The 26471-nt window shown below is 68.2% G+C and carries 25 protein-coding genes and 1 pseudogene; 15 read left to right on the top strand and 11 right to left on the bottom strand.

Translation table 11 applies throughout. The features are described 5' to 3' along the window. On the top strand, positions 1 to 846 hold an 846-nt coding region (locus FFS27_RS07475), incomplete at its 5' end, for an IS3-like element IS222 family transposase (protein ID WP_137951962.1). A gap of 130 nt (positions 847 to 976) precedes the next feature. Beyond that, a complete protein-coding gene (locus FFS27_RS07480) occupies positions 977 to 1249 on the top strand; it encodes a hypothetical protein (protein WP_015647856.1) in 273 nt (90 codons plus the stop codon). Between the two features lie 30 nt (positions 1250 to 1279). On the opposite strand, the gene FFS27_RS07485 is transcribed toward FFS27_RS07480, so the two are convergent. Then, positions 1280 to 1705, bottom strand: a complete 426-nt coding sequence (locus tag FFS27_RS07485) for a VOC family protein (RefSeq protein ID WP_003116492.1) — start codon at positions 1703 to 1705, stop codon at positions 1280 to 1282. A 100-nt stretch (positions 1706 to 1805) separates the two neighbouring features. On the opposite strand from FFS27_RS07485, the gene FFS27_RS07490 reads away from it, so the two are divergent. After that, positions 1806 to 2690, top strand: coding sequence for a LysR family transcriptional regulator (locus FFS27_RS07490; RefSeq protein WP_023101494.1), 885 nt, complete (start codon positions 1806 to 1808; stop codon positions 2688 to 2690). Here the strand turns inward: FFS27_RS07490 and FFS27_RS07495 are convergent. Next, positions 2663 to 3616: a LysR family transcriptional regulator gene (locus FFS27_RS07495; RefSeq protein ID WP_003085661.1), complete on the bottom strand. Its 954-nt coding sequence runs from the start codon at positions 3614 to 3616 to the stop codon at positions 2663 to 2665. The two genes, FFS27_RS07490 and FFS27_RS07495, sit on opposite strands and share 28 nt — an antisense overlap. A 220-nt stretch (positions 3617 to 3836) precedes the next feature. Here FFS27_RS07495 and FFS27_RS07500 point away from each other — a divergent pair, with 220 nt between their 5' ends. The 6 genes from FFS27_RS07500 to FFS27_RS07525 all read left to right on the top strand — a co-directional run bounded on the left by FFS27_RS07500 (position 3837) and on the right by FFS27_RS07525 (position 10498). Next, positions 3837 to 4271, top strand: a complete 435-nt coding sequence (locus FFS27_RS07500; RefSeq protein WP_003158601.1) for a RidA family protein — start codon at positions 3837 to 3839, stop codon at positions 4269 to 4271. Then, positions 4268 to 5515, top strand: coding sequence for an aminotransferase class V-fold PLP-dependent enzyme (locus FFS27_RS07505; RefSeq protein WP_009315276.1), 1248 nt, complete (start codon positions 4268 to 4270; stop codon positions 5513 to 5515). Before FFS27_RS07500 ends, FFS27_RS07505 begins: the two co-directional genes overlap by 4 nt. Before the next feature lie 288 nt (positions 5516 to 5803). Continuing rightward, the gene (locus FFS27_RS07510) at positions 5804 to 7099 is read left to right on the top strand and encodes a 3-keto-5-aminohexanoate cleavage protein (protein ID WP_003118649.1); all 1296 of its coding nucleotides are present in this window, start codon (positions 5804 to 5806) and stop codon (positions 7097 to 7099) included. Further along, the gene (locus tag FFS27_RS07515) at positions 7096 to 8343 is read left to right on the top strand and encodes an MFS transporter (protein ID WP_003085654.1); all 1248 of its coding nucleotides are present in this window, start codon (positions 7096 to 7098) and stop codon (positions 8341 to 8343) included. The genes FFS27_RS07510 and FFS27_RS07515 overlap by 4 nt, the downstream gene beginning before the upstream one ends. A 30-nt stretch (positions 8344 to 8373) precedes the next feature. Further along, positions 8374 to 9075, top strand: coding sequence for a haloacid dehalogenase type II (locus FFS27_RS07520; RefSeq protein WP_003116497.1), 702 nt, complete (start codon positions 8374 to 8376; stop codon positions 9073 to 9075). Between the two features lie 106 nt (positions 9076 to 9181). Next, on the top strand, positions 9182 to 10498 hold the full coding sequence (locus tag FFS27_RS07525) for an Nramp family divalent metal transporter (protein WP_023101495.1): 1317 nt from the start codon (positions 9182 to 9184) through the stop codon (positions 10496 to 10498). Between the two features lie 51 nt (positions 10499 to 10549). On the opposite strand, the gene FFS27_RS07530 is transcribed toward FFS27_RS07525, so the two are convergent. The 3 genes from FFS27_RS07530 to FFS27_RS07540 form a co-directional block, all read right to left on the bottom strand. After that, positions 10550 to 11023, bottom strand: a complete 474-nt coding sequence (locus tag FFS27_RS07530; RefSeq protein WP_003085649.1) for an SRPBCC family protein — start codon at positions 11021 to 11023, stop codon at positions 10550 to 10552. 68 nt (positions 11024 to 11091) lie between these two features. Further along, positions 11092 to 11859 (bottom strand): N-acetylmuramoyl-L-alanine amidase AmpDh3, encoded by a 768-nt coding sequence (gene ampDh3 / locus FFS27_RS07535; RefSeq protein ID WP_003114198.1) that lies wholly within the window; start codon positions 11857 to 11859, stop codon positions 11092 to 11094. 626 nt (positions 11860 to 12485) lie between these two features. Next, entirely contained in the window at positions 12486 to 12881 is a 396-nt protein-coding gene (locus FFS27_RS07540; RefSeq protein WP_021264296.1) for a DoxX family protein, read from the bottom strand. A 560-nt stretch (positions 12882 to 13441) separates the two neighbouring features. On the opposite strand from FFS27_RS07540, the gene FFS27_RS07545 reads away from it, so the two are divergent. Further along, on the top strand, positions 13442 to 13669 hold the full coding sequence (locus FFS27_RS07545) for a hypothetical protein (protein WP_003085644.1): 228 nt from the start codon (positions 13442 to 13444) through the stop codon (positions 13667 to 13669). A gap of 209 nt (positions 13670 to 13878) precedes the next feature. On the opposite strand, the gene FFS27_RS07550 is transcribed toward FFS27_RS07545, so the two are convergent. The 5 genes and pseudogenes from FFS27_RS07550 to FFS27_RS33195 form a co-directional block, all read right to left on the bottom strand. Next, positions 13879 to 14700, bottom strand: coding sequence for an aldo/keto reductase (locus FFS27_RS07550; RefSeq protein WP_015503436.1), 822 nt, complete (start codon positions 14698 to 14700; stop codon positions 13879 to 13881). A gap of 31 nt (positions 14701 to 14731) precedes the next feature. Then, complete coding sequence (locus tag FFS27_RS07555) at positions 14732 to 15172, bottom strand: VOC family protein (RefSeq protein WP_003085641.1); 441 nt, start codon at positions 15170 to 15172, stop codon at positions 14732 to 14734. Positions 15173 to 15257: 85 nt separating this feature from the next. Further along, positions 15258 to 15581, bottom strand: coding sequence for a DUF3325 domain-containing protein (locus FFS27_RS07560; protein WP_004364132.1), 324 nt, complete (start codon positions 15579 to 15581; stop codon positions 15258 to 15260). Continuing rightward, positions 15581 to 17101 (bottom strand): annotated as a pseudogene (locus FFS27_RS07565) (PepSY-associated TM helix domain-containing protein). Before FFS27_RS07565 ends, FFS27_RS07560 begins: the two are co-directional and overlap by 1 nt. Beyond that, entirely contained in the window at positions 17098 to 17394 is a 297-nt protein-coding gene (locus FFS27_RS33195; RefSeq protein WP_003085639.1) for a DUF3649 domain-containing protein, read from the bottom strand. Before FFS27_RS33195 ends, FFS27_RS07565 begins: the two are co-directional and overlap by 4 nt. A 655-nt stretch (positions 17395 to 18049) precedes the next feature. Here FFS27_RS33195 and FFS27_RS07575 point away from each other — a divergent pair. Next, on the top strand, positions 18050 to 20041 hold the full coding sequence (locus FFS27_RS07575) for a DEAD/DEAH box helicase (protein WP_003140910.1): 1992 nt from the start codon (positions 18050 to 18052) through the stop codon (positions 20039 to 20041). Positions 20042 to 20054: 13 nt separating this feature from the next. Here FFS27_RS07575 and FFS27_RS07580 read toward each other — a convergent pair whose 3' ends face one another. Beyond that, positions 20055 to 20705, bottom strand: coding sequence for a class I SAM-dependent methyltransferase (locus tag FFS27_RS07580; RefSeq protein WP_003118644.1), 651 nt, complete (start codon positions 20703 to 20705; stop codon positions 20055 to 20057). Between the two features lie 117 nt (positions 20706 to 20822). Here FFS27_RS07580 and FFS27_RS07585 point away from each other — a divergent pair, with 117 nt between their 5' ends. The 4 genes from FFS27_RS07585 to acnD all read left to right on the top strand — a co-directional run bounded on the left by FFS27_RS07585 (position 20823) and on the right by acnD (position 26409). Next, on the top strand, positions 20823 to 21545 hold the full coding sequence (locus FFS27_RS07585; RefSeq protein WP_003085635.1) for a GntR family transcriptional regulator: 723 nt from the start codon (positions 20823 to 20825) through the stop codon (positions 21543 to 21545). Between the two features lie 10 nt (positions 21546 to 21555). Further along, on the top strand, positions 21556 to 22452 hold the full coding sequence (gene prpB, locus FFS27_RS07590) for a methylisocitrate lyase (RefSeq protein ID WP_003103044.1): 897 nt from the start codon (positions 21556 to 21558) through the stop codon (positions 22450 to 22452). 92 nt (positions 22453 to 22544) lie between these two features. Next, positions 22545 to 23672, top strand: coding sequence for a bifunctional 2-methylcitrate synthase/citrate synthase (gene prpC / locus FFS27_RS07595; protein ID WP_003085628.1), 1128 nt, complete (start codon positions 22545 to 22547; stop codon positions 23670 to 23672). 130 nt (positions 23673 to 23802) lie between these two features. Next, positions 23803 to 26409 (top strand): Fe/S-dependent 2-methylisocitrate dehydratase AcnD, encoded by a 2607-nt coding sequence (gene acnD / locus FFS27_RS07600; protein ID WP_021264292.1) that lies wholly within the window; start codon positions 23803 to 23805, stop codon positions 26407 to 26409. The last annotated feature ends 62 nt before the right edge of the window (positions 26410 to 26471 follow it).

Genomic DNA, 26471 nt, shown 5'->3' on the forward strand with positions numbered 1-26471 from the left:
TTGAGTGAGCAGGAGTCGGTGGAAGTGGTCTGTTCAGCTTTCGATGTGGCGCGGTCTTGCTACTACGTCCACCGTCTTCGACGGCGGCGTGTCGATGCTCGCCGCGTGGCGCTACGCAGCCAAGTCAACCAGTTGTTCAGCCAGAGTCGGGGCTCGGCCGGCAGCCGCAGCATTCTGGGCATGCTGCGCGAAGAGGGCGTGACCATCGGCCGTTTCCGAGTGCGTCGGTTGATGCGTGAGCTGGGCCTGGTCAGCAAGCAACCGGGCTCGCACGCCTACAAACAGGCCACGGTTGAGCGGCCGGATATCCCGAATCGGCTGAACCGCAAATTCGCGACCGAGCATCCCAATCAGGTGTGGTGTGGCGACATCACCTACGTCTGGGCGCAAGGCCGTTGGCACTACCTGGCCGCGGTGCTGGATCTGCATACCCGGCGGGTGATCGGCTGGGCGTTCTCGGCCAAGCCGGATGCCGAACTGGTGATCAAGGCCCTGGACATGGCCTACGAACAGCGCGGCAGGCCACAGCAGGTGCTGTTCCATTCAGACCAGGGCAGCCAGTACGCCAGCCGCCTGTTTCGGCAACGGCTCTGGCGCTATCGGATGCAGCAGAGCATGAGTCGCCGAGGGAATTGCTGGGATAACTCGCCGATGGAGCGCCTGTTCCGCAGTCTGAAGTCGGAGTGGGTCCCGTCAACGGGTTACCTGACGGCGCAGGAGGCCCAACGGGACATCAGTCATTACTTGATGCACCGCTACAACTGGATCAGGCCGCATCAATTCAACGACGGGTTACCACCTGCGGTGGCCGAAGAAAAACTCAACCCACTGTCCGGGATGGGTTGACCACTACAAAACAGAGGGCGAGCGCATCCCATCGCCAACACGCAATCGCCTTGAATGGCCGCTTCGATTCCTCGTCATGCGGGGATGCCGTGCCCGGCTCCAGCGCATCGCCACCCACACCGGAAACCCCATGCCCTACCGCGTTCTCCTGCTCATCCTGGCCCTGACGCCCGCCCTCGCCTCCTCCGCCACCCTGGACGAACGCCTGGGCGACCTTGAACACGCCTTCAAGCCCGACCTCGACGGGCCGGAAAGCGCAAAGCCGGCCAGCCCGCCGCCGAAGCGGTTCAAGCTGGCGCCGCTGGGCAGCGTGGTGCGCAAGAAAGAGTGCGCGACGTCGAGCCTGCCGGACGAGCAGTCCAGCTGCGCGGCGCTGGAGTTCTGCACGGACTGCGCGCAGTAAGCGCAGCCTCCAGGCGGAGCGCCGGCAATCTCACTTGGCGAACAACTGGTCCATGTCGCGGAAGCTCTTGAACTCCAGCGCGTTGCCACAGGGGTCGAAGAGGAACAGCGTGGCCTGCTCGCCGACCTGGCCCTTGAAGCGGATGTACGGCTCGATCACGAAGCGGGTGCCGCGCTGCTTCAGGCGTTCGGCCAGGGCGTGCCAGTCGTCCCAGGCGAGGACCACACCGAAATGTGGCACCGGCACGTCGTGGCCGTCCACCGGGTTGCTGCCGGCGTGGCGCTGGGAGTCGGTCTGCGGGTGCTGGTGGATGACCAACTGGTGGCCGAAGAAGTCGAAGTCGACCCAGTGCTCGGCGGAGCGGCCTTCGCTCAGGCCGAAGACTTCGCCGTAAAAGCGCCGGGCGGCCGGCAGGTCGTGGACAGGGATGGCGAGGTGGAAGGGCATCAGGCTCATGGCGCGGTTCCTCTGTGGGTGTGCCGGGATTATTTGCCGTGTCGATTTCGATGGAAAGCGCATAATATTTCGACTGAGCAACACTTTTTTCGAGGCTTGGATGATCCGCGAACTCCGCACCCTGGTCGCCGTGGCGCGCCGGGGCTCCTTCGCCGCGGCGGGGGAACAGGTGGGGCTGACGCAGTCGGCGGTGAGCGCGCAGATCCGCGCGCTGGAACGCAGCGTCGGCGTCGAGTTGTTCCAGCGCACGCCGCGCGCGGCGCACCTGAACGAGGCCGGGCGGCAGGCAGTGCGTACGGCCGAGCAGATCCTCGCGCTGTTCGACGGCATCGGCCAGGGCGACAGCCCGCGCGGACGCCTGCGCATCGGTGCGGTGAACACGGCGCAGACCGGGCTGCTGCCGGAAGTGCTCAAGCGCCTCGCCGAACAGGCGCCGCACATCGAGCCGCAGGTGGTGCCGGGCGTCTCGCTGCACCTGCTGGACCAGGTGGACGCCGCCGAACTGGACCTGGCGATCCTCATCCGCCCGCCGTTCAACCTGCCGCGCGGGCTCTCCGCGCAACAGGTGGAGCGCCAGCCGTTCGTGCTGATCGCGCCGCCGCAATGCACCGCGACGGATGCGCTGGAATTGCTGCGCACGCAACCGTTCATCCGCTACGACCATGTGTCCTTCGGCGGTCGCCTGGTGGGCGATTTCCTCGAGGCGCAGCAGCTCAGGCCGCGCCAGGTGATGGAGCTGGACGAGATCGACGCGATCGCGCGGATGGTGGAGAACGGTCTCGGCGTGGCGCTGCTGCCCCGGGCCGGGCTGTGGCTACGCGAGCCGGCGCGGGTACGGGTGATCGAACTGGGCGCGCTGGAATTCCAGCGCGAGCTGGTGATGGTCAGCCGCAGCGGTTCGGCGCAGGACGACCTGGTCGGTGAATTCCGCCGCGCCCTGCTCGCCGAGACGGCGGCTCAGGAGGCCGCGCCGACCACCGCGTAGCGCGGCGCCGGGCGCGCCAGCTCGCCGAGGAAGGTCCACAGGCGTTCGGCCTCGCCGGGTAGCGGCAGGCGGCGACGGATCAGGGTGTAGCGCAGCGGTACGTCGAAGCGCTGGCCGCCGGCGCGCACCAGGCGACGGCTGGCGAGGTCCTCGCGGACCAGGGTATGCGGCAGCCAGGCGACGCCCAGGCGCGATTGGGCGAAGAAGCGCAGCCCCTCGGTCTGGCTGGAGCTGTGATGGCGCTGGAGGAACAGGCCGCTGTCGCGCAGCAGCGGTTCCAGGGCCCAGCCCAGGTGGCATTCCTCGGAGTAGCCGAGGAACGACAGCGCTTCGGTCTGCAGGCGGTCGAGGTTGAACAGCGGCTGGCCGGCGGCGTCCGGCGCGCAGACCGCCACCAGTTGTTCGTGACCAAGCTCCAGGCGCTGGAACTCGGCTTCGCTGTCGATGCCCAGGCGGCGCGACACCGCCTCGCCTTCGTCGAGCAACGCCACCACGTAGTCCACCGAGCCGTCGCGCAGGCGCGACAGGCATTGCGGCAGGTAATCGCAGTCGACGCTGAACTTGGCGCTGCGGAAGTCCGCCTGCAGACGCGGAATCCAGTGCGGGAAAAACACCGAGGAGAGGATGTGCGGGGCGCAGAAACGGATGCGCCGCTGGGCGTCTTCGTCGCGCTCGCGGATCGACTGGCGCAGGTTGTCCAGGGCGCGCACCGCGTCCTGCGCCACGCCTTGCAACTGGCGGCCGGCCTCGGTCAGTTCGAGGGCGTGCTTGTGGCGCTCGAAGACCGGCGCGCCGAGCCACTGTTCCAGGGTCTGGATACGCCGGCTGAGCCCGGACACGGAGACATGGCACTCCTGCGCCGCACGGCTGAAGCTCTTGATCCGACAGAGGACGAGGAAGTCCTTGAGCATCACCAGGTCGATCATCGTTGCGCGTTCCTCAACGGTCGGGCGTTTTCAGTCTACTTCGCGCGGCGGTGCCTGTTGCAAGGCTAAAGTTCGGTTTGTTTTGCCGATTTGGCAAGCAGCTCGTCGACTCCCGCAAAACAGACCGGGAAAACCGGCCCACAGTAGTGAGGTCGCGCTTTTCCAGCCATCGACCCGCCCGAGCATCGTGGCCGGGCGGGTCCGCCACGAGGACAGGACCATGCAGACATCCCCCGCTCCGGCCATCGTCGCCGGCGGCGCCTACCAGCCGGTGGTGCTCCACGCCGGCATCGCCTACGTCAGCGGCCAGTTGCCGCGCCAGCACGGCGAGCTGCGCTGGACCGGCAAGGTCGGCAGCGAACTCGACCTGGAACAGGCCCGCCAGGCCGCCCGGCTCTGCGCGGCGCGCTGCCTGCTGGCGCTGGAGGAGGCGCTGGGCGGCCTGCAACGGGTCGAGCGGCTGCTCAAGGTGACCGGCTACGTCGCCAGCGCGGCGGGTTTCGTCCAGCAGCCGGCGGTGATCGATGCCGCCAGCGAGTATTTCGACGAGGTGCTCGGCGCGCGCGGCGGCCACGCCCGCGCCGCCGTCGGCGTGGCCGAGCTGCCGCGCGGCGCCGCGGTGGAGGTGGAACTGATCGCGGCGGTGCGGCCATGAGCGCGCTCTTCCCCGCCGGCCCCGACGCCTTCGGTGCCGACGAACTGCTGCGCCTGCGCCGCGAGACCCCGGCCTGGGGCAGCTACGCGCACTTCGCCCACGGCTCCGCCAGTCTGCCGCCGCAGGTGCTCTACGAGGCCCTCGACAGCTGGCTGGAAGCCGAGCGGCGCTGGGGCGTGCAGCGCGCCGCCGAGCATTTCGCCGAGCCCTTGCAGGCGGTCCGCGACAGCGTCGCGCGGGTGCTCGGCACCCAGCCACGGCACATCGCCCTGCTCGACTGCGCCAGCCGCGCATGGTCGGTGGCCTTTGCCGCGGCCCTGGCCGCCCATCCACGGATACGGGCGATCAGCAGCTTCGACGAATACGGTTCCAACAGCCTGTGCCTGCTCGCCGCGCGCCAGCAGCGCGGGCTGGAGCTGCGCCTGATCGACGCGCGCGGCGACGCCGCACAGCTGTTGCAACGGCTCGACGAGCAGTTGCACGACCTCGCCCCCGGCCAGACGCCGCTGCTGTCGCTCAGCGCGGTGCCCACCGGGCATGGCGCGGCTACCGCACTGGAGGGGGTGGCCGAGCGCATCCGCGCCCATGACGGGCTGTTCTTCCTCGATGCCAGCCATGCGGTCGGCCAGTTGCCGCTGGCGGTGGAGGCGATCGGCTGCGACGTGCTGGTGTTCCCGCCGCGCAAGTGGCTGCGCGGACCGAAGGGACTCGGCGTGCTTTATCTCGGCGAACGTGCCCTGGAGCGCCTGGCCCTGCCCGACGGGCTGGACGTCGGCGGCGCGCAATGGAGCGACGCCTTCGCCCTGCAGGCGCGGGATGACGCGCGGCGCTTCGAATGCTCGGAGTTCAACCCGGGGCTGCGCCTGGCGCTCAAGGCCAGTTGCGACTACCTGTTGCAGACCGATGTCCGGCGCATCGCCCGACGCAACCGCCAGTTGCGCGAACGCATCGCCCAGCAGCTCTACCGCCGGCTCGGCTGGACGCCACTGGAACAAGGGCCGCACGCCAGCGCGTTGATGACCTACGCGGCCCCCGAACTGAGCGGCGAGCAATGGCTGAAGCGCCTCCACGCGCGCGGCGTGAACGCCTCCTACATCGGCCCGCAATATGCCCGCTGGGCGCTGCGCGAGCAGGCGCTGCCGGGGGTACTGCGCCTGACTCCGCACTACCTGACCGACGACGGCGAGATCGAGCGCCTCGGCGAGGCCCTGGAGGATTGCCTGCGACAGCGCGCCGCCAGTTGAGCGACCTTGCGCGAATGGCAACGTTGCGCCGCCGTGCCGGCGGTTGGCGCAACGCCGGGCGATTTGCGCAAGGTCTTTGTGCCGGCGGCAACGAGCGTTGCCGAATGCGCCGCGCACGGCCGCCGCCATGCGGTTTAAATCCCTCTCGTAGAACAACGCATAACGATCCCGCCAGCGACATCTTTCACCTGCCTGAGACACCGACGACTTTCGACGCCCTGGGCAGCCTTTCGGTCCGCCGCGGACCGCTCCGCCCTCAATGGAATGATGAATGGAGGAAAGACGACCATGACCGGATCCCGGAAAACCCTGATTCTCGGATGCGCCTCCACCGGCGCCAAGTTCACCCCGCGCAACCACGCCGCCACCGGCGACCGCCTGCTCGACAGCATCTGCACCGGCGCCACCATCCGCACCGCCCCCGGCGAACTGCTGGACGAAGCGCGCCAGCTCTACGAGATGGGTTGCCGCTACTACCACTATCACGCGCGCAACCCGCTGACCCAGGAACAGACCACCGACAACGACATCTACCAGGCGGTCAGCCGCGCCCTGCAGAACCGCTTCCCCGACCTGATGCTGAGCTTCGGCGCCAGCCGCAACGGCAGCGAGGTGCAGGAGAACATCCGCCGCTTCGGCGAGTGGGAGCGGGTCAGCCACTGCGCCATCCCGCTGCACCTGGGTGGTGCGCACTTCGTGACGATCCAGGCGGCCATCGAATTGCAGGTGATCTGCGAGCTGGAGAAGCAAAGGCGCAAGCTCGACCTCGACTATGCCTCGAGCCCGGCCTTCCTCGCCGACCTGCGCGACTACCAGCCGTCGACGGCGCTGGAAAAGGCCGAGTTGCAGACCCACTCCACCAGCAAGGGCGCCGACTACGGGGTGACCTCGCCGATGACCCAGTTCCAGGTCTACCGCAACGCCATCCAGGCGCGCCAGAAGCTCGGCCTGTTCCACGAGGTGGAGTGGGTGCAGCATGTGCGCAGCTACGCCATGACCCGTTTCGCCGTGGAGCACCCGCGCCTGCGCCTGGGCGGTTCCGGCCAGTTGAACGTGATCCTGCTGTTCGGCTTCTCGCCACGCCTGCCGTTCCCGGAAACCTACCAGCAGTTCCGCGCGGTGATCGAGAGCGCCAAGAGCCTGGAGTACGACATCGGCGAACCCGGCGTGCGCAAGCGCAAGGTCAGCATCACGGTCGGCGCGGCGGTGATGCCGCAGCATGCCGCGCAGCACTTCCGGCCGCTCGACGTCGGCCCTCGCGCCGGCACCCCGCTCTGCGCGGTGCGCCGGCTGGCCGCCTATGCCGCGCAGGCGGACAGCCAGGTCGACGTGCTGCGGGTCGGCATGGAGGACACGCCCTACGCGGTGGACGATGACGGCCGGGTGACGCTCAGCGACAACTGCCAGCTGCTGCGCCAGGCCCTCGACGAACTGCGCGCCAACGGCGCCGAGGCCGAGCTCGACGGCGAACGGATCTTCCAGCGCATGGGCATGGAACGCACCCTCGGCGAATACCTGTCGCTGCAGCGCCTGCATCCGCTCGGCGAAGCCAACTTCACCCTCGCACGGGAGTTCGTCCAGTGACCGCCGCCCTCGCCGCGAACCCGACCCAGCGCTACCGCTGGGTCATCCTGCTGATCGCCACCTTCGCCCAGGCCTGCGCCTGCTTCTTCGTCCAGGGCATCGGCGCGATCGCCGTGTTCATCCAGAACGACCTGCAACTCTCGTCGCTGCAGATCGGCCTGCTGGTGTCGGCGGCGCAGCTGGTGCCGATCGTCGGCCTGCTGGTGGCCGGCGAGCTGCTCGACCGCTACTCCGAACGGCTGGTGGTCGGCCTCGGCACGCTGATCGTCGCGCTGGCCCTCTGCGCCTCGCTGTGGGCCACCGACTACCTGACCATCCTGCTGTTCCTGGTGGTCGTCGGCGCCGGCTACAGCACGGCGCAGCCGGGCGGCAGCAAGTCGGTGTCGCGCTGGTTCGCCAAGACCCAGCTGGGCTTCGCCATGGGCATCCGCCAGGCCGGGCTGCCGCTGGGCGGCGCGCTGTCCGCCGCGCTGCTGCCGTACCTGGCGGGGATCTACGGCTGGCGCAGCGCATTCCTCGCCGGCGGCCTGGTGGCGTTCCTCGGCGCGCTGGCCTTCATGCTCTTCTACCGCACCCCGCCGGACGCCCCCGCGCCCGGCGCGAACCCCGCCGAACGCGACCTGGGCGCGGTGGTGAAGTCGCGGCTGGCGATGATCACCGACCCGGCGATGAAGAACATCGTCTGTTCCGGGGTGGCGCTGATCTCGGTGCAGTACGGCATCCTGGTGTTCACCGTACTCTACCTGCACGAGACCCTGGAGATCGGCATCGGCATGGCCGCGACCCTGCTGTTCGTCGCCCAGGGCAGCGGCGTCGCCGGGCGCATCCTGCTGGCCGCCTGGAGCGACCGCTGCCGCGCCGGGCGCTACTTCCCGGTGATGGTCTGCCTCGGCGCGGTGATCCTCGGCCTGCTGGCGCTGGTCCTGCTGCCCCTGCAATCACCGTTGGGGATGGGCCTGGTAGTGGCCTGGCTGGGCTTCTTCGGCTTCGGCTGGTACGGTCCCTGGGTGGCCTATGTGGCGGATACCGCGCCGGTCGGCAAGACCGGCTTCGCCCTCGGCCTGGCGATGGCCATCAACCAGCTGGCGATCGTTCTCGCGCCGCCGGCGCTGGGGCTGCTCAAGGACTTCAGCCACAGCTTCGTCCCCGGCTGGCTGGCACTCTGCCTGATGGCGGCGGTAGCCCTTGTGGTCACTGCCTGGAGCGGCCGCGGCCTGCCCACGGCGCTGCCACAGAAGCACTGAAGCGATGACGGCCACGGCCGAGGAGGCACGATGCGCGCGATCCTGTTCGATGTGTTCGGTACCCTGGTGGACTGGCGTTCCAGCCTGATCGAGCAGTTCCAGGCGTTGGAGCGCGAACTCGGCGGAACCCTGCCCTGCGTGGAACTGACCGACCGCTGGCGCCAGCAATACAAGCCGGCGATGGACCGGGTACGCAACGGTCAGGCGCCCTGGCAGCACCTCGACCAGTTGCACCGGCAGAGTCTCGAGGCCCTGGCCGGAGAGTTCGGCCTGGCGCTGGACGAGGCCCTGCTGCAACGCATCACTGGCTTCTGGCACCGCCTGCGGCCGTGGCCGGACACGCTCGCCGGGATGCACGCGCTGAAGGCCGACTACTGGCTCGCCGCGCTGAGCAACGGCAACACCGCGCTGATGCTCGACGTCGCGCGGCACGCCGGGCTGCCCTGGGACATGCTGCTGTGCGCCGACCTGTTCGGCCACTACAAGCCCGACCCGCAGGTCTACCTCGGCGCCTGCCGCCTGCTCGACCTGCCGCCGCAGGAGGTGATGCTCTGCGCGGCGCACAACTACGACCTCAAGGCCGCGCGCGCCCTCGGCCTGAAGACCGCGTTCATCGCCCGGCCGCTGGAATACGGCCCCGGCCAGACCCAGGACCTCGCCGCCGAGCAGGACTGGGACCTGATCGCCAGCGACCTGCCGGACCTGCACCGGCAACTGGCGGCCTCGGCCTGACCGACTTCCTCCTTCCTGCCCCCTGAGCCGCTCGCCCAACCTGCGCGCCACGGCGCGCCGGGAAAGGCGCGCGCAGCGCCGGCACGCGTCCGGCAGGAGCTTCGTCATGTCCGCGAAGGATACCCCGGCCCCCCAGGCCGCCGAGCCCGGTCGCGCCCAGCCGGTCGAAGTCCCCGGTGGCGGCCACTGGTGGCGCCGCCTGCTGGCCTTCGCCGGCCCCGGCTACCTGGTCGCGGTGGGCTACATGGACCCGGGCAACTGGGCCACCGACGTCGCCGGCGGCGCGCAGCTGGGCTACCTGCTGCTCTCGGTGATCCTGCTCTCCAGCCTGATGGCGATGCTGCTGCAGGCGCTGTCCGCGCGCCTGGGCATCGCCAGCGGCCTGGACCTGGCCCAGGCCTGCCGCGAACGCTACTCGCCGAGCACCTGCCGCCTGCTGTGGCTGGCCTGCGAGACGGCGATCATCGCCTGCGACCTGGCCGAGGTGATCGGCACCGCCATCGCCCTGAAGCTGCTGTTCGGCCTGCCGCTGGCCTGGGGCGCGTTGCTCTGCGTGGGCGACGCGCTGCTGGTGCTGGTCCTGATCGGACGTGGCCAGCGGCCGCTGGAGGCCTTCGTGGTGGCGTTGCTGACACTGATCTTCACCTGCTTCGCGGTACAGTTGCTGCTCTCGCGTCCCGAACTCGGCGAGGTGCTCCAAGGGTTCTTGCCGAGCCCGCGGGTGCTCAGCGACCCGGCTGCCCTGTACCTGGCGATCGGCATCGTCGGCGCGACCGTCATGCCGCACAACCTCTACCTGCATTCCTCGCTGGTGCAGAGCCGCGCCTACCCGCGCAGCCTTGCCGGCAAGCGCCAGGCGCTGCGCTGGGCGGTGGCCGACAGCAGCCTGGCGCTGACCCTGGCGCTGCTGGTCAACGCGGCGATCCTGATCGTCGCCGCCAGCGTGTTCCACCGCAACGGGCACACCGAGGTGGTCGATATCGAGCAGGCCCACGCGCTGCTCTCGCCATTGCTCGGCCTGGAACTCGCCTCGCTGCTGTTCGCCGTGGCGCTGCTCGCGTCCGGCCTCAACTCGACGGTCACCACCACCCTGGCCGGGCAGATCGTCATGGAGGGCTTCCTCCGCCTGCGCCTGGCGCCCTGGGCGCGGCGCCTGCTGACCCGTGGCGTCGCGGTGCTGCCGGTGCTGCTGGTGACCCTGCTCTACGGCGAGGACGGCACCGCGCGGCTGCTGATCTTCAGCCAGGTGATCCTGTCGATGCAGTTGCCGCTGGCGGTGATCCCGCTGCTACAGTTCGTTTCCGACCGGCGCCTGATGGGCCCGCTGGCGATCGGCACCGGGACCCGGTGGCTGGCCTGGGCGGTAGCGCTGGCGATCGTCGGCCTGAACCTGCAACTGCTGGCCGACTTCGCGTTCGGCTGAGCATTGCCTGAGGGCACGCTGCGCGGTGCGGGACGCGCACTCAGGCAATGCTCAGCCATCGAGGCCGCGGGGAAAACGGTCGGCCACCAGGTTCAAGGCGATGCCATGCTCCAGGCAGGCCTTGAGTCCGGCCAGCACCAGGGTGAAACCTTCGGTGGCGTCGACCACCCGCGGGATGACTTCTTCCGGGGTGCCAACGAAACCGCTGTTGCGGATGCTGACGAAGGTCCCGGCGCCGGGCAGTTCCTCGAACAGCCACTCCACCTGGGAAGGGTTGCTGTCGCCATTCGGCCATTCGATGAGGATGCGGCGGTTCGTCTGCAGGTCCTTCACTTCGATTTCCTGGGAAACCCCGTACATGTCCCAGTGCCAGCGCAGCCGTTTCCCGGCTTCGAGGCGGGCATCGCCGCGGCTGAACCAGAACCTGGCGGTGATGGCCGGATCGACGAAGGCTTCGAAGACCTCGGCGATGGGGCGGCGGATCAGCATTTCCGCCTTGGCGACGACCTGTGCGACGGCAGTCATGGCAAGTCCTCCATGGGGGTGGGCAAGGGAGCGGCCGCCGCATCGGGCGGCCGCTCGCGGTTAATGGCTCAGGCCGGGTATTTCTCGTTCAGAGCGTAGAGGATCGCCGCCGTCTCCACATCCAGCGCGCCGTCGTAGTTCTCCGGGCGGAAATGCATCTGGAAGGCGCGCAGCAGGCTGGCGAAGTAGGCGTCGTCGACCGTCGCCGGCAGCGCATAGCCGTACAGGCGGAACGCCTCCAGCAGGTCGGCGCGCGGCGGCAGGCCGTCGCGCTCGAAGCCTTCGCGATAGCGATCGCGGGTGGCGTCGTCATACCAGGCGCCGATACCGGCCTCGTAGAGTTCCTTCCAGGGCAGCTTCGGACCCGGGTCGGACTTGCGCCCGACGGCGATGTCGGAGTGGCCGACCACGTTCTTCGGGGTCATGTCCGGGTAGCGCTGCAGGATGTTCTTCGCCAGTTGCTTGAGTGCGTTGATCTGCGAGCGCTCGTAGTCGGGGAAGGTGAACACGCCGTCGTCGTCGCGGGCGAGGTTGACGATCTCGATGCCGATGGAGGTGTCGTTGAGGTTGTCGCGGCGCGCCCAGCCGCTGACGCCGGCGTGCCAGGCGCGGTCTTCCTCGGCGACCAGGTTGAAGATGCGCTGGCCCTTGAAGCCAGCGGCCTTGTAGCTGGGGTCGTGCGGCGCCGGGATCAGGTAGTGGGCGCTGGCGGCGCCGGTGGTCAGCGCCTTGACCGAGGCGGCGAAGTCGAGCGCGGTGTAGTGCAGCACCAGGAAGCGCACGCGTTTGCCGTAGGGGGTAGTGGTGCGATAGCTGTTGTAGTCGATGGTCAGCATGGTTTTCACCTTTTTGCGGATGATGGAAAGCCCCCGGCCACAGGCTCGCCTGTAGCTAGGGACGTCGATGCAGCGATGAGGTTCAGGGGCCGGCCAAGGAAACGCGGGCCCCGGCTAAACCGGAAGGAAGAAGACCGGGCATAAAAAAGCCCGGCACGCGGCCGGGCAAAAGGGATACACCAAAGGCAAGCCCCAGCGAACTGGGGGTACGGGGGCTCACCGAGGCCACTGAACGATGGCGTTATGACAGCACCCGGCACAACCGAACTTTAAGTTGGCCGGACGCCGTGCGGGCGCACGCCAGAGCCTTTCGCAGCGGTCGCCGCCCGCTGCGTCCGGTTGCGCGGCGGGCGGAAACGACGAAGCCCGGCGCTGGGGCCGGGCTTCGAGGGCGACCACGGGAAACGTGATCATGGGAAAAAACTACCGCGAGCGTCCCGCCGCGTGCAACACCGTTCGTCCGTTGGCCGCTCTACTTTGCACTTCTTCACAAAGTTCACCAATAGCCATACAGACCCTCGACAGAGCGGCTACTACTCTATCCACGCCAGGTCCGATTGCTCCTCCATCTCCTGGCATTCCCGGCCACTGTCCACCCCCGCACAGTGGCTTTTTTTCGCCTGCGCCTAGCGTTGTGCCAGCGGCGCCTCGTCCCGCGCCAGCATCAGCGCCAGGATGCAGCCGAGGAGGAACGCCTGCAGCGCCAGGCGAGCGGCCAGCAGCGTCGGCGGGAAGGATGGGAACAGGTCGGGGTGCTGCCACATGTAGAGGTTGGCCGGGGTCACGCAGAGGGTCAGGATGAACAGCCCGCACGCCGCCAGCCGGCGCCATGCCGGCAACAGCAGGGCGGCGGCGCCGAGCAGTTCGAAGACCCCGCTGACCCACACCGCCGCCAGCGGCCAGGGCACGTAGGGCGGGACGATGCCGACGAAGAAATCGGTGAAGACGAAATGGCCCAGCCCACCCAGCAGGAACCAGGCGGACACGAAGGCCACGAGCAGCGTGCGAGCGGGCGACGGCATGGATAACCTCGGCGCGGCGATGGAACGGCAATCCTGCCACGCGCCGCCGACGCCAGGCCCATAACCTTTGCCCGGTTGGCAGGCGTCCGCCGAAACAAATGCTCAAACATTCCCGCCGCCGGGGCGACATCTGCTCAAAAAATGTCCTGGCCTTTCTTCGTCGAAAGACATAGAATCCGGGACTGCGTACCAAACTGAAAGTCAATCAGGCTTTACCCCACGACCGGGCCCACAGATGAAAAGGGCTCTACCATCAGGGTTACAGCCTTCCGATGGTTCTTCGGTCGCCACTCTTCTGAAGCAATCCCCTGCCACGCAGGGCCGATGGGAAGACCGGCGTCCCGCAATACCACCCGCAGATTGATCAGGATCCTGGCCTGGAAACTTTCCTGCCAATCGATCCTCTGATTAGTACCTGAACTGCCAGCTTGCTCTTTTCGAAAAAAGCCGGCATAACCAGTACGTTCCCCCGACACAAAGCTTTCTTGGCACTGTCACGGAGCGGGAACATTTGCAATATACGCTGCTCCATAAGCGTGAAAGTAAAGGAACATAAGAATATGTCTATTCAACATCGTACTCAGGATGCAATTCGCACCCTAACCGCCGCATTTGCGCCGTTCGACTGCCTGATCCAGGCAACTCGTAAAGGAAACTTCAGTTTCACCATCGTTGACCAGCATGGCGTGGCCTGCCACAGCGAGCGCCTGTATCCGGAGCAGTACGACGACTCCGGCAAAATGGAAGAAGTGATCAATCGAGTTCGCAAGAAAACACTGGCTGCCTGAATCATGCAAGCATCAGCGCGAATGCAAGGAAAAGCCCCGTCCCCGACGGGGCTTTTTTGTGGGACAGCGAAAAATACAGGTTAAGTTGAAGAAAGTTCCCACGCAGGAAATAAATATTTACTTATTCCTTTTTAAATATTTCCTCGGCAACTTCGTCATATTCCCGCGGCCAGGGGAAACAAGCGCAGGCCGTTTCTCCCGTACTCCACTCAGACGATCGCCAGGTTTCGCTTGCGGGTAGGTGGCGGGAACGCCTGGTCGAGCGCCCGCAGGTCGTCGGCGCTCAGTTCCAGGTCGGCCGCCGCCGCATTCTGGCGGATGTGAGCGGACGTCACCGCCTTCGGGATCGCGATCACCCCCTGCTCCAGTAGCCAGGCCAGGGCGACCTGGGCGCTGCTGGCGTCGTGGCGCGCGGCGATCTCGCCGAGCGCCGGGTGCCGTAGCAGCCTGCCGCCCTGCCCCACCGGACAGTAGGCCATCACCGGCATGCCGCGCTCCTGGCACCAGGGCAGCAGGTCGTATTCGATACCGCGTTCCTCCAGGTTGTACATCACCTGGTTGGCGGCACAGGCGCTGCCGTCCAGTTCGTACATGTCGCCCAGGTCGAAGTTGGACACGCCCCAGCGCAGGATCTTGCCCTGGTCGCGCAACCGCTCGAAGGCTTCGATGGTTTCCTCCAGCGGATACCGGCCCTGCCAGTGCAGCAGGTAGAGGTCGATGGTTTCGCAACCGAGCCGGCGCAGGCTGCGCTCGCAGGCCGCCGGCAGACCCTTGCGGCTGGCGTTGTGCGGGTAGACCTTGCTGACCAGGAAGACCTTTTCGCGGCGTCCCGCGATAGCCGCGCCGACCACGTCCTCGGCGCCGCCCTCGGCGTACATCTCGGCGGTATCGATCAGCGTCATCCCCAGTTCGATGCCTTCGCGCAGCGCCGCGACCTCGCGCTTGCGTTCGCCGGGCTGCTCGCCGATATGCCAGGTACCCTGGCCGATGGCGGCGACCTCCTGGCCATCGATCAGCGTGAGCGTTTTCATGCAGCGTCTCCTGTGGTGAATGGACGGGGCCTCATGCCCAGGGATCATAGCTGCCGAAGCTCCAGACGTGGCCCTCCGGATCGCGGCAAGTGAAGCCGCGACCGCCGTAGTCCTCGTCCTTGATGTCGATGACGATCTCGGCGCCGGCGGCCTGGGCGCTGCGGAACAGGGCGTCGGGATCGGCGACCACCAGGTAGAGGCTCTGGGTATTGCCGCCGGCTTCGTCGACGTGCCGCATCAGCCGACCGTAGGCGTTGTCGCGGACGCTCGAACCGAGCATCAGCATGCCGTTGGCGCCGTTCGGGCTGGCGTAGGTCAACTCGGCGTGGAGCACCTGTCCGTCCTCGCCGGGCACCACCAGCTTGCGCTGGAAGCCAAAGGTCCGGCACAGCCAGTCGATGGCGGCCGGCGCATCGCGGTAACGCAGGCAGGGAATGACGCTGGCGACGGTGTTGCTGGCGGGCGTGTGCATGGCGCATACCTCCGGGGGAAAGCACGACCACCAGCATAGACGCTGGACCGGGCCGCCCCCGAGGCACGGATGGGCGGCGCGCCCTTCAGCGCAGCAGCGCCAGCACCCCGCCGAGCAACGGCACTCCGGCGGCGCAAGGCAATGCCCAGCGTGGCCGCCAGGCGAGCAGCAGGACCAGCGTGCCGGCCGCCAGCATCAGCAGGCAGGACCAGAAGACGATGCCGATCTCCACGCCCTGCCGGTGGATCGAGAAGGCCAGCGCCAGACCCAGGTCGAGCAGCGCCACGCCGCGTAGCAGAAGCACCCGGGAAGCCGACGGCTGGTGGCCGAGGAGGTTCTTGTGGTGGCGGTTCATGGCCAGGCAGAGAGCGGTGAAGGCCAGCAGGTTGAGGCCGAAGACCAGCAGCATCAGGCCACCTCCTGGACGTTCAGGCGTCGCCGGGCGGGCTTGCTCGACGCTTGCCGACGTCGCCAGCCGAGCCAGGCGCAGAGCAGGCCGAGGCCCAGCAGGCTGAGGTCGACGCCGGCCAGAAACCAGTCGCCGCGCTGCAGGCTGGCCAGCAGGTTGCCTTCCGGGCTACGCAGCAGGCCGAGCAGCGGCAGGCCCAGCGCCAGCACGGCGGCGAGGCGCAGTTGCGTGCGACCGAGGGTCCCGCTGTTGCGGCGGACGATGGCCCACAGCGCGACCAGCGCCCAACTGGCGCAAAACACGCGGATCTCCCAGGTGTCGCGGCCGGCCAGTTGCGTCGGCAGCAGGCGGTTGCCCCACAGCAGCGCCAGGCTGGCCAGCGGCAGGCCGCCGCAGACCGCCAGGTTCAGCGCCCGCACCAGACCAATGCCGCGACTGCCGCGAGCCTCGCGCTTGGCCAGCCAGACCTGCAACCCGCCGAAGATCATCATCGCCCCGGACAGCCCGAGCAACAGGTACATCCAGCGCACCAACTGGCCGCCCCACTGGATCATGTGCAGGCCGGTCAGCCAGCCGTAGGTGGCGTAGCCGGGCGCATAGGACGGCTGGGCATGCAGCAGTTCGCCGCTGGAGGCATCGAAGTTGACCGTGCGCTGGTCGTCGAGGATGCGCGAGGCGTCGCGCCGGCGGATGTCCACGGTGGCCGCCTCGTCATAGGGATGGTGGACGCTGATCCAGCCCGGCGCGCCGCCGTCGGCCCAGACCTTGCCGGCCTCGACGATCAGGCCGTCGATGGACGCCGGCGGCCCCGCCGGGCGGCCGACTTCCTCGCGTTCGTAGGAGCCCTGCACTTCATGGAAGAAGCGCTCGCCATCGTTCTGGTAGACCACCTGCAGGCCCGCCTGCATGTAGTAGACGATGAAGATCACCAGGCCGGTGTAGGCGATCATCAGGTGGAACGGCAGGCCGATCACCCCCAGCACGTTGTGCGCGTCGAGCCAGGCGCGCTGCCGCGCCGCCTGCGGGCGCAGGGTGAAGAAGTCCTTGAAGATCCGCCGGTGCACGATGGTCCCGCTGACCAGCGCCACCAGCATCAGCATCCCGGCGATGCCGACGATGTACAGGCCGACCATGCCGGCGTGCAGGTCGTAGTGCAGGGTGAAGAAGAACTCGCCGCCGACTGTCTTCGGCAGCGGCTGGCCGCTCACCGCGTCCAGCTGAAAGACCTTGAACTCGCTGCCGTCGCGTGGCTCCCAGCCGGCGTTCCAGTAGGGCGCCCGCTCGCTCGGCGGCAGCATCCACCAGGCATGGGCATCGGGGGCGCGCTGGCGCAACCAGTCGCGCACCTGGTCGGCGCCCAGCTACTGCGCGCCGGGCAGGTGCAGGTCCGGCTGCATCCAGCGGGTCAGCTCCTTGTCGAAGCTGGCCAGGCTGCCGGCGAAGACGATGACGAACAGCAGCCAGCTGACCAGCAGCCCCGACCAGGTATGCAGGCCGGACATCGATTGACGCAGGTTCATGGACGCGCTCCGTAGTCGAGGCCGAGCCAGGCCAGGCCGCCCAGCGCCAGGCTGGCCAGCGCCAGCACCCAGCAGGCGCGCCAGGCGCTGCGCGCGGCGAAGGCGTAGACGATGGCCGCGACCCACACGGCGAAGCAGCCGAGGCTGCCGAACGAGACCCGGTCGGGACGCGGCAGCGGCAGGTAGATGCTCAGGCAGGCGGTGACCGCATAGGCCAGCGCGTAGCCAAGCAGGACCGCGACGAGGATGCGGCCGGTGACGGACAGTCCGCCGGCCAGGGCCTGGCTGGTCATGAGGCGGCGTCCCGGGTGGAAACAGGGCCTTGCATCGTCGCTACCTCGTCTGGCTGGCACGGCGACGCCGCGCTCGCGGGTGGCGAGGCGGTCGTCGATTCGGAAGGTTTGCGACTGTATCTCAATTACGTTCGCATTTGTACTTGCTCCGGACGACCGCCAGGTCGCGGCACGCCTGGGATTGCCGGGGTCCGACGAGAGCGGGTCGTATCCCGCCGTCCCCGCCCGCCTCGCCATACGTCCATCTCCGCTCTGCGCAAGCGCGTCGAGCTTGGTAATATCGGCTGTTTGCGGTTTCGGCTGGTTCCGCCGAAGGACATACCGGATGACTTCACCCTCCGCCCCAGACACCCAGCTCAGCCTGGCCATCGACCCGGCCCGGCCGTATGCGCGGCTGACCCTCGGCAGCCACGTGCACAGCGGCTACGACCTGCGCAGCGGACGCATGCAGAGCATTTCCCGGCACCGCGCGGCGCTGGCCTTCATCTATGCCGGCGAGGCGGTTTCCGGGCGTCCCGGCAGCGAGCCACGGGAGGCCCAGCGGCGTATCGAACGGCGTCCGGCGCACGAGCAGGAATACCGCGAGACCCTGCGCCGCCTCGGCTTCAAGCCGGCGACCCGGCGCAGCGACGCGCTCGAGGAAAGCGCCGGCGAGATGTTCGAACTGCCCGGCGACAACGCCTGGCTGCACTTCATGCAGGACGACCTGCCGCGCCTGCGCCAGCAGGGCTGGTTCATCGACATCCGCGCTGACTTCGCCTACGACCTGACGCCCATCGACGCCTGGTACGCCGAGGTCGAGGAAGCCGACGACCGCCAGTGGTTCGAGCTGGAACTGGGCATCCAGGTCGCCGGACAGCGGGTCAGCCTGCTGCCGGCTCTGACCGAGCTGATCCGCCGCAGTCCGGCCCTGCTCGATCCGCGCGCCCTCGCCCGGCACGCCGACGAAGAGCAACTGGTGCTGCGCCTGGAACTCAACCCGCCGCTGCGCGTGGCGCTGCCCTTCGGCCGCCTGAAGCCGGTGCTGGCGACGCTTTCCGACTTCTACCTGGGCGACCCCGAACCGCAGCGCAAGCTGCGCCTGGGCGCACCGGACGCGGCGCGCCTGGCCGATCTCGACGAGTTGCCGCTGGCCTGGGAAGGCGGCGACAACCTGCGCGACTTCGCCCGCCGCCTACGCAGTTTCCAGGCTCGTCCGGCGACCCCGCCGCAAGGCCTGCGCGCCGAACTGCGGCCCTACCAGCTCGAAGGCCTGAGCTGGATGCAGACCCTGCGCGAACTCGACAGCGGCGGCGTGCTGGCCGACGACATGGGGCTGGGCAAGACCTTGCAGTCGCTGGCCCACGTGCTCCTGGAAAAGCAGGCCGGGCGGCTCGACACGCCGGCGCTGGTGGTGATGCCCACCAGCCTGATCCCCAACTGGCTGGACGAGGCCGAGCGCTTCGCTCCCGATCTGCGCGTGCTGGCCCTGCACGGCGCCGGCCGGCGCCGCGACTTCGCCCGCATCGACGAGCACGACCTGGTGCTGACCACCTATGCCCTGCTGCCACGCGACGCCGCCGAGCTGGGCAAGCGGCGGTTCCACCTGCTGATCCTCGACGAGGCGCAGAACATCAAGAACGCCACCACCAAGGCCGCCGTCGCCGCCCGCGAGCTGGCGGCACGGCATCGCCTGTGCCTGACCGGCACGCCGCTGGAGAACCACCTCGGCGAACTCTGGTCGCTGTTCCATTTCCTGATGCCCGGCTGGCTCGGCGACGCCCGCCAGTTCGCCCAGGACTACCGCACGCCGATCGAGAAGCACGGCGACGAGGCACGCCTCAGCCACCTGGCCGCGCGCCTGCGGCCGTTCCTGCTGCGACGGACCAAGGAACAGGTGGCCTCGGAACTGCCGCCGAAGAGCGAGTTCACCCAGTTCGTCGAACTCAGCGAGGCGCAACGCGAACTCTACGAGACCGTGCGCCTGGCGCTGGACCGCAAGGTCCGCGAGGAGATCGCCCGGCGCGGCCTGGCGCGCAGCCGCATCGTGATCCTCGAGGCGCTGCTCAAGCTGCGCCAGGTCTGCTGCGACACGCGCCTGCTGCAACGCCAGGAAGACGGCGCGCGCAGCGGCCGGGCGCTCAGCTCGGGCAAGCTGGCCTACCTGCTCGACATGCTCGACGAACTGATCGCCGAGGGTCGCCGGGTCCTGCTGTTCTCGCAGTTCACCTCGATGCTCGCGCTGATCGAGGACGCCCTGCGCCAGCGCGGCGTCGACTACGTCCTGCTGACCGGCGAGACCCGCGACCGCCGCGCCCCGGTACAGCGCTTCCAGAGCGGCAAGGTGCCGGTGTTCCTGATCAGCTTGAAGGCAGGCGGGGTCGGCCTCAACCTGACCGCGGCGGACACCGTGATCCACTACGATCCCTGGTGGAACCCGGCGGTGGAGAACCAGGCCAGCGACCGCGCCTACCGCATCGGCCAGGACAAGCCGGTGTTCGTCTACCGGCTGATCGCCCGCGGCACGGTGGAAGAGAAGATCCAGCACCTGCAGCAGGAAAAGGCCGCCCTCGCCGACGGCCTGTTCAGCGAAGGCAACGGCGACGGCTGGAAGCTCGACGAGGCCGATATCGACGCGCTGTTCGCGCCCTTGCCCAAGGCGCTCTGAGCGCCGCCCGGATTCAGCGCGCGACGCCGCGGTAGACGTAGGTCATCGGCCGCGGCCCGGGCAGGTAGCCCTGTTCCAGCTCGTCGATGCGAAAGCCGGCCTCGCGCAGCAAGGCCGGCATGTCGCGGTCCAGGTGACAACCGCCGGCCAGCGGTTTCCACCAGGGCGTCAGGCGCCGTTGCCAGGCCAGCACCGAGGCGTCCGGCGCGCGCCCGTGCTCGCAGAACAGCAATTCGCCGCCACGCTTCAGCACCCGACGCATCTCGCCCAGCGCCGGCAGCGGCGCGGCGATGGAACAAAGGGTGAAAGTGCAGACGATGGTGTCGAAGCTTTCCGCCTCGGCGCGGATCTCGCCAAGCTCGAGGGCGACCATTTCCACCGGGATGCCGATTTGCGCCGCGCGCTCGCGGGCCAGCGCCTGCATTTGCGCGGCCGGGTCGACGCCGACGATCGCCGACACCTTCGCCGCGTCGTAGAAGCCCAGGTTGAGCCCGGTGCCCAGACCGATCTCCAGCACCCGCCCATGGGCGCGCGGCACCAGCAGCGAACGCTGCTTCATCACGTCGCCCATGCCGCAGGCGAAGTCGATCAGGCGCGGCAACACGTAACGGTCATAGATGCCCACGAAACTCTCTCCTGGCACAGCGGCTGGAGGGGAAAGCATAGACCAGCGATGCATTAGACGATTGTCGACAATCAAGCGACGAATGATTGACCCTACGCAATCCAGGCGGTAGCTTTCGCAAACATTGTCGACACATCGACCCAGACAGCCAGTACCATGACCCAGAACCCGCCCCCTCTCGAAATTGCCCATGACGACGGCGAGACCTTGTCGGAACACGTCTTCCGCAAGATCCAGAGCGCCATCGTCAGCGGCGAGATCGCGCCGGGCAGCAAGATCTCCGAGCCGGAGCTGGCGCGCACCTACGGCATCAGCCGCGGCCCGCTGCGCGAGGCGATCCACCGCCTGGAAGGCCTGCGCCTGCTGGTGCGGGTGCCGCATGTCGGGGCGCGGGTGGTGTCGCTGAGCCACGCCGAGCTGATCGAACTCTACGAGATCCGCGAGTCCCTGGAAGGCATGGCCTGCCGACTGGCCGCCGAGCGCATGAGCCAGGCCGAGATCGACGAACTGCGCCGGGTGCTCGACACCCACGAGCGCGACGAGGCGTTCCAGGCCGGGCGCGGCTATTACCAGCAGGAAGGCGACTACGACTTCCACTACCGGATCATCCAGGGCAGCGGCAACGCCACCCTCACCCGCATGCTCTGCGGCGAGCTCTACCAACTGGTGCGGATGTACCGCATCCAGTACTCGACCACACCGAACCGGCCGCGCCAGGCCTTCGCCGAACACCACCGCATTCTCGACGCCATCGCCGACCGTGACGGCGAACTGGCCGAGCTGCTGATGCGCCGCCACATCAGTGCGTCGCGCCGCAATATCGAGCGCCAGCTGGAACCCCAGCCGGCGAAGCTCGCCTCCGCTTCCTCCACCGTCTAAGAGGTCCGTGATGAGCCAGACGTCCCTTACCCCCGGCCAGCGCTTCCGCGAAGCCGTGGCCACCGAGCACCCGCTGCAGGTGGTCGGCACCATCAACGCCAACCACGCCCTGCTGGCCAAGCGCGCCGGCTTCAAGGCCATCTACCTGTCCGGCGGCGGCGTCGCTGCCGGTTCCCTGGGCCTGCCGGACCTGGGCATCAGCGGCCTCGACGACGTGCTCACCGACGTGCGCCGGATCACCGACGTCTGCGACCTGCCGCTGCTGGTGGACGTCGACACCGGCTTCGGCTCCTCGGCGTTCAACGTCGCCCGCACGGTGAAGTCGATGATCAAGTTCGGCGCCGCTGCGATGCATATCGAGGACCAGGTCGGCGCCAAGCGCTGCGGCCATCGGCCGAACAAGGAGATCGTCTCGCAGCAGGAGATGGTCGACCGCATCAAGGCCGCCGTCGATGCCCGCAGCGACGACTCCTTCGTGATCATGGCGCGCACCGACGCGCTGGCCGTGGAAGGCCTGCAGGCCGCCATCGACCGCGCCTGCGCCTGCGTCGAGGCCGGCGCCGACATGATCTTCCCGGAAGCCATGACCGAACTGGCCATGTACAAGGAGTTCGCCGCCGCGGTGAAGGTGCCGGTGCTGGCCAACATCACCGAGTTCGGCGCCACCCCGCTGTTCACCACCGACGAACTGGCCTCCGCCGACGTGTCCCTGGTGCTCTACCCGCTGTCGGCCTTCCGCGCCATGAACAAGGCGGCGGAGAACGTCTACACCGCGATCCGTCGCGACGGCACCCAGAAGAACGTGATCGATACCATGCAAACCCGCATGGAGCTGTACGATCGCATCGATTACCACAGCTTCGAGCAGAAGCTCGACGCGCTCTTCGCGCAGAAGAAGAACGCCTGAGCATCGAGCCCGGCGTGCGCCTGAGCGCCGGTCCGCGAACCCCGTGAAACCGAGTTGCAGCATCCAGAAAAAATTCAAGAAAGGAGAGAGCAATGGCTGAAGCAAAAGTACTGAGTGGCGCCGGCCTGCGTGGCCAGGTGGCCGGCCAGACAGCCCTGTCCACCGTCGGCCAGGAAGGCGCCGGTCTGACCTACCGTGGCTACGACGTCCGCGACCTGGCGGCGGCGGCGATCTTCGAGGAAGTCGCCTACCTGCTGCTCTACGGCGAACTGCCGAACAAGCAACAGCTCGACGCCTACCTGAAGAAGCTCCAGGGCCAGCGCGACCTGCCGCAGGCGCTGAAGGAAGTTCTCGAACGGATTCCGAAGGACGCCCACCCGATGGACGTGATGCGCACCGGCGCCTCGGTCCTCGGCACCCTGGAACCGGAGCTGAGCTTCGACCAGCAGCGCGACGTCGCCGACCGCCTGCTCGCCGCCTTCCCGGCGATCATGACCTACTGGTACCGCTTCACCCACGAAGGCCAGCGCATCGACTGCAACAGCGACGAGCCGACCATCGGCGGGCACTTCCTCGCCCTGCTCCACGGCAGGAAGCCCAGCGAGCTGCACGTGAAGGTGATGAACGTCTCGCTGATCCTCTACGCCGAGCATGAGTTCAACGCATCCACCTTCACCGCGCGGGTTTGCGCCTCGACCCTGTCCGACCTCTACTCCTGCGTCACCGGCGCCATCGGCTCGCTGCGCGGCCCGCTGCACGGCGGCGCCAACGAGGCGGCGATGGAACTGATCGAACGCTTCTCTTCGCCGCAGGAAGCCACCGCCGAGCTGCTGAAGATGCTCGAGCGCAAGGACAAGATCATGGGCTTCGGGCATGCCATCTACAAGGATTCCGACCCGCGCAACGAAGTGATCAAGGGTTGGTCGAAGCAGCTCGCCGACGAGGTCGGCGACAAGGTCCTGTTCGCGGTTTCCGAAGCCATCGACAAGACCATGTGGGAGCAGAAGAAGCTGTTCCCCAACGCCGACTTCTACCACGCCTCGGCGTATCACTTCATGGGCATCCCGACCAAGCTGTTCACGCCGATCTTCGTCTGCTCGCGGACCAGCGGCTGGACCGCCCACGTCTTCGAACAGCGCGCCAACAACCGCATCATCCGCCCGAGCGCCGAGTACACCGGCGTCGAACAGCGCGCGTTCGTGCCGCTGGAGCAACGCTGATCCACGCCGTCCGGCGCGCCGAACGCGAGCGCGCCGGACGGTTGCCGCACCCAGAATTCGAAAGGCCGGCGTGGGCTGCGCCACGGCGCGAGCGACACGCTTCCGAACACCCCGTGATTGAGTCCGAGCCATGAACAGCGCACACCGCAAACCGCTCCCCGGCACCCGCCTGGACTACTTCGACGCCCGCGAGGCGGTCGAGGCGATCCAGCCCGGCGCCTACGCCAAGCTGCCCTATACCTCCCGCGTGCTCGCCGAGAACCTGGTGCGCCGCTGCGACCCGGCGACCCTGGAGGCTTCGCTGCGCCAACTGGTCGAGCGCAAGCGCGACCTCGACTTCCCCTGGTACCCGGCGCGGGTGGTCTGCCATGACATCCTCGGGCAGACCGCGCTGGTCGACCTCGCCGGCCTGCGCGACGCCATCGCCGACAAGGGCGGCGACCCGGCCCAGGTCAACCCGGTGGTGCCGGTGCAACTGATCGTTGACCACTCGCTGGCGGTGGAATGCGGCGGCTACGACCCCGAGGCCTTCGCCAAGAACCGCGCCATCGAGGACCGCCGCAACGAGGACCGCTTCCACTTCATCGACTGGACCAAGCAGGCCTTCCGCAACGTCGACGTGATCCCGCCGGGCAACGGCATCATGCACCAGATCAACCTGGAGAAAATGTCGCCGGTGATCCAGGCGCGCGACGGCGTGGCCTTCCCCGATACCTGCGTGGGTACCGACAGCCATACCCCGCACGTCGACGCCCTGGGCGTGATCGCCATCGGCGTCGGCGGCCTGGAAGCGGAGAACGTGATGCTCGGCCGCGCCTCCTGGATGCGCCTGCCGGACATCGTCGGCGTCGAGCTGAGCGGCCGTCGCCAGCCGGGCATCACCGCCACCGACGTGGTGCTGGCCCTGACCGAGTTCCTGCGCAAGCAGAAGGTGGTCGGCGCCTACCTGGAGTTCTACGGCGAAGGCGCCTCCAGCCTGACCCTCGGCGACCGCGCGACCATCTCCAACATGGCTCCGGAATACGGCGCCACCGCGGCGATGTTCGCCATCGACCAGCAGACCATCGACTACCTGCGCCTCACCGGCCGCGACGACGAGCAGGTCGCCCTGGTGGAGGCCTATGCGCGCACCGCCGGGCTCTGGGCCGACAGCCTGGTCGACGCCGAGTACGAGCGGGTGCTGAAGTTCGACCTGTCCAGCGTGGTGCGCAACATGGCCGGCCCGTCCAATCCGCACGCCAGGGTCGCCACCAGCGAACTGGCGGCGAAAGGCATCGCCGGCAACCTCGAGCGGGCCCGCGCCGAGGAAGCCGAGGGCCTGATGCCGGACGGCGCGGTGATCATCGCCGCGATCACCAGTTGCACCAACACCAGCAACCCGCGCAACGTGATCGCCGCCGGCCTGCTGGCACGCAACGCCGACCGCCTCGGCCTGGTCCGCAAGCCATGGGTGAAGACCTCGCTGGCACCCGGCTCCAAGGTGGTCACCGAATACCTGCGCGAAGCCGGCCTGCTGCCGCACCTGGAAGCCCTCGGCTTCGGCGTGGTGGCCTACGCCTGCACGTCTTGCAACGGCATGTCCGGCGCCCTCGACCCGGCGATCCAGCGGGAGATCGTCGAGCGCGACCTGTACGCCACCGCGGTGCTCTCCGGCAACCGCAACTTCGACGGGCGCATCCACCCCTACGCCAAGCAGGCCTTCCTCGCCTCACCGCCGCTGGTGGTGGCCTACGCCATCGCCGGGACCATCCGCTTCGACATCGAGCGCGACGTGCTCGGCGTGGCGGACGGCAAGGAGATCCGCCTGAAGGACCTCTGGCCGAGCGACGAGGAGATCGACGCGGTGGTCAGGGCGGCGGTGAAGCCCGAGCAGTTCCGCCAGGTCTACATCCCGATGTTCGACATCACCCACGGCGAGCGCGAGAAGGTCGACCCGCTCTACGCCTGGCGCCCGACGAGCACCTACATCCGCCGCCCGCCGTACTGGGAAGGCGCCCTCGCCGGCGAACGCACCCTGCGCGGCATGCGCCCGCTGGCGGTGCTGCCGGACAACATCACCACCGACCACCTGTCGCCGTCCAACGCGATCCTCGCCGACAGCGCGGCAGGCGAATACCTGGCGAAAATGGGCCTGCCCGAGGAGGACTTCAACTCCTACGCCACCCACCGCGGCGACCACCTCACCGCGCAACGCGCGACCTTCGCCAACCCGAAGCTGTTCAACGAGATGGTGCGCAACGCCGACGGCAGCGTGAAGCAGGGTTCGCTGGCGCGGGTCGAGCCGGAAGGCAAGGTGATGCGCATGTGGGAAGCCATCGAGACCTACATGGAGCGCAAGCAGCCGCTGATCATCGTCGCCGGCGCCGACTACGGGCAGGGTTCTTCGCGCGACTGGGCGGCCAAGGGCGTGCGCCTGGCCGGGGTGGAGGCGATCGTCGCCGAGGGCTTCGAGCGCATCCACCGCACCAACCTGATCGGCATGGGCGTGCTGCCGCTGGAGTTCAAGCCGGGTACCACCCGCCTGACCCTGGGGATCGACGGCAGCGAGACCTTCGACGTGCTCGGCGCTCGCCGGCCGCGCGCCGACCTGACCCTGGTCATCCACCGGCGCGACGGGGAGCGGCTCGAAGTGCCGGTGACCTGCCGCCTGGACAGCGACGAGGAAGTCTCCATCTACGAAGCCGGCGGCGTACTGCAACGCTTCGCCCAGGACTTCCTGGAGGCGGCCGGCGCCTGATGGCGCCGGCGAAACACCCTGGTAGGACGGACGACGCGTAGCGTCATCCGCCGACGACCGGC

It is taken from the genome of Pseudomonas sp. 2VD (genome assembly GCF_005503585.1).
Taxonomy (GTDB): domain Bacteria; phylum Pseudomonadota; class Gammaproteobacteria; order Pseudomonadales; family Pseudomonadaceae; genus Pseudomonas; species Pseudomonas aeruginosa.

What these genes read in the sequence shown, in the direction of transcription:
- FFS27_RS07485 (WP_003116492.1), bottom strand. Translation starts at nt 1,705, where the DNA reads ATGAGCCTGATGCCCTTCCACCTCGCCATCCCTGTCCACGACCTGCCG.
- FFS27_RS07580 (WP_003118644.1), bottom strand. Translation starts at nt 20,705, where the DNA reads ATGCTTTCCCCTCCAGCCGCTGTGCCAGGAGAGAGTTTCGTGGGCATC.
- FFS27_RS07585 (WP_003085635.1), top strand. Translation starts at nt 20,823, where the DNA reads ATGACCCAGAACCCGCCCCCTCTCGAAATTGCCCATGACGACGGCGAG.
- prpB (WP_003103044.1), top strand. Translation starts at nt 21,556, where the DNA reads ATGAGCCAGACGTCCCTTACCCCCGGCCAGCGCTTCCGCGAAGCCGTG.
- FFS27_RS07560 (WP_004364132.1), bottom strand. Translation starts at nt 15,581, where the DNA reads ATGCTGCTGGTCTTCGGCCTCAACCTGCTGGCCTTCACCGCTCTCTGC.
- FFS27_RS07555 (WP_003085641.1), bottom strand. Translation starts at nt 15,172, where the DNA reads ATGCACACGCCCGCCAGCAACACCGTCGCCAGCGTCATTCCCTGCCTG.
- FFS27_RS07530 (WP_003085649.1), bottom strand. Translation starts at nt 11,023, where the DNA reads ATGACTGCCGTCGCACAGGTCGTCGCCAAGGCGGAAATGCTGATCCGC.
- acnD (WP_021264292.1), top strand. Translation starts at nt 23,803, where the DNA reads ATGAACAGCGCACACCGCAAACCGCTCCCCGGCACCCGCCTGGACTAC.
- ampDh3 (WP_003114198.1), bottom strand. Translation starts at nt 11,859, where the DNA reads ATGCTGACCATCGACTACAACAGCTATCGCACCACTACCCCCTACGGC.
- FFS27_RS07575 (WP_003140910.1), top strand. Translation starts at nt 18,050, where the DNA reads ATGTTCGAACTGCCCGGCGACAACGCCTGGCTGCACTTCATGCAGGAC.
- FFS27_RS07500 (WP_003158601.1), top strand. Translation starts at nt 3,837, where the DNA reads ATGCAGACATCCCCCGCTCCGGCCATCGTCGCCGGCGGCGCCTACCAG.
- FFS27_RS07505 (WP_009315276.1), top strand. Translation starts at nt 4,268, where the DNA reads ATGAGCGCGCTCTTCCCCGCCGGCCCCGACGCCTTCGGTGCCGACGAA.
- FFS27_RS07540 (WP_021264296.1), bottom strand. Translation starts at nt 12,881, where the DNA reads ATGCCGTCGCCCGCTCGCACGCTGCTCGTGGCCTTCGTGTCCGCCTGG.
- FFS27_RS07545 (WP_003085644.1), top strand. Translation starts at nt 13,442, where the DNA reads ATGTCTATTCAACATCGTACTCAGGATGCAATTCGCACCCTAACCGCC.
- FFS27_RS07550 (WP_015503436.1), bottom strand. Translation starts at nt 14,700, where the DNA reads ATGAAAACGCTCACGCTGATCGATGGCCAGGAGGTCGCCGCCATCGGC.
- prpC (WP_003085628.1), top strand. Translation starts at nt 22,545, where the DNA reads ATGGCTGAAGCAAAAGTACTGAGTGGCGCCGGCCTGCGTGGCCAGGTG.
- FFS27_RS07525 (WP_023101495.1), top strand. Translation starts at nt 9,182, where the DNA reads ATGTCCGCGAAGGATACCCCGGCCCCCCAGGCCGCCGAGCCCGGTCGC.
- FFS27_RS07495 (WP_003085661.1), bottom strand. Translation starts at nt 3,616, where the DNA reads ATGATCGACCTGGTGATGCTCAAGGACTTCCTCGTCCTCTGTCGGATC.
- FFS27_RS07480 (WP_015647856.1), top strand. Translation starts at nt 977, where the DNA reads ATGCCCTACCGCGTTCTCCTGCTCATCCTGGCCCTGACGCCCGCCCTC.
- FFS27_RS07490 (WP_023101494.1), top strand. Translation starts at nt 1,806, where the DNA reads ATGATCCGCGAACTCCGCACCCTGGTCGCCGTGGCGCGCCGGGGCTCC.
- FFS27_RS33195 (WP_003085639.1), bottom strand. Translation starts at nt 17,394, where the DNA reads ATGACCAGCCAGGCCCTGGCCGGCGGACTGTCCGTCACCGGCCGCATC.
- FFS27_RS07520 (WP_003116497.1), top strand. Translation starts at nt 8,374, where the DNA reads ATGCGCGCGATCCTGTTCGATGTGTTCGGTACCCTGGTGGACTGGCGT.
- FFS27_RS07510 (WP_003118649.1), top strand. Translation starts at nt 5,804, where the DNA reads ATGACCGGATCCCGGAAAACCCTGATTCTCGGATGCGCCTCCACCGGC.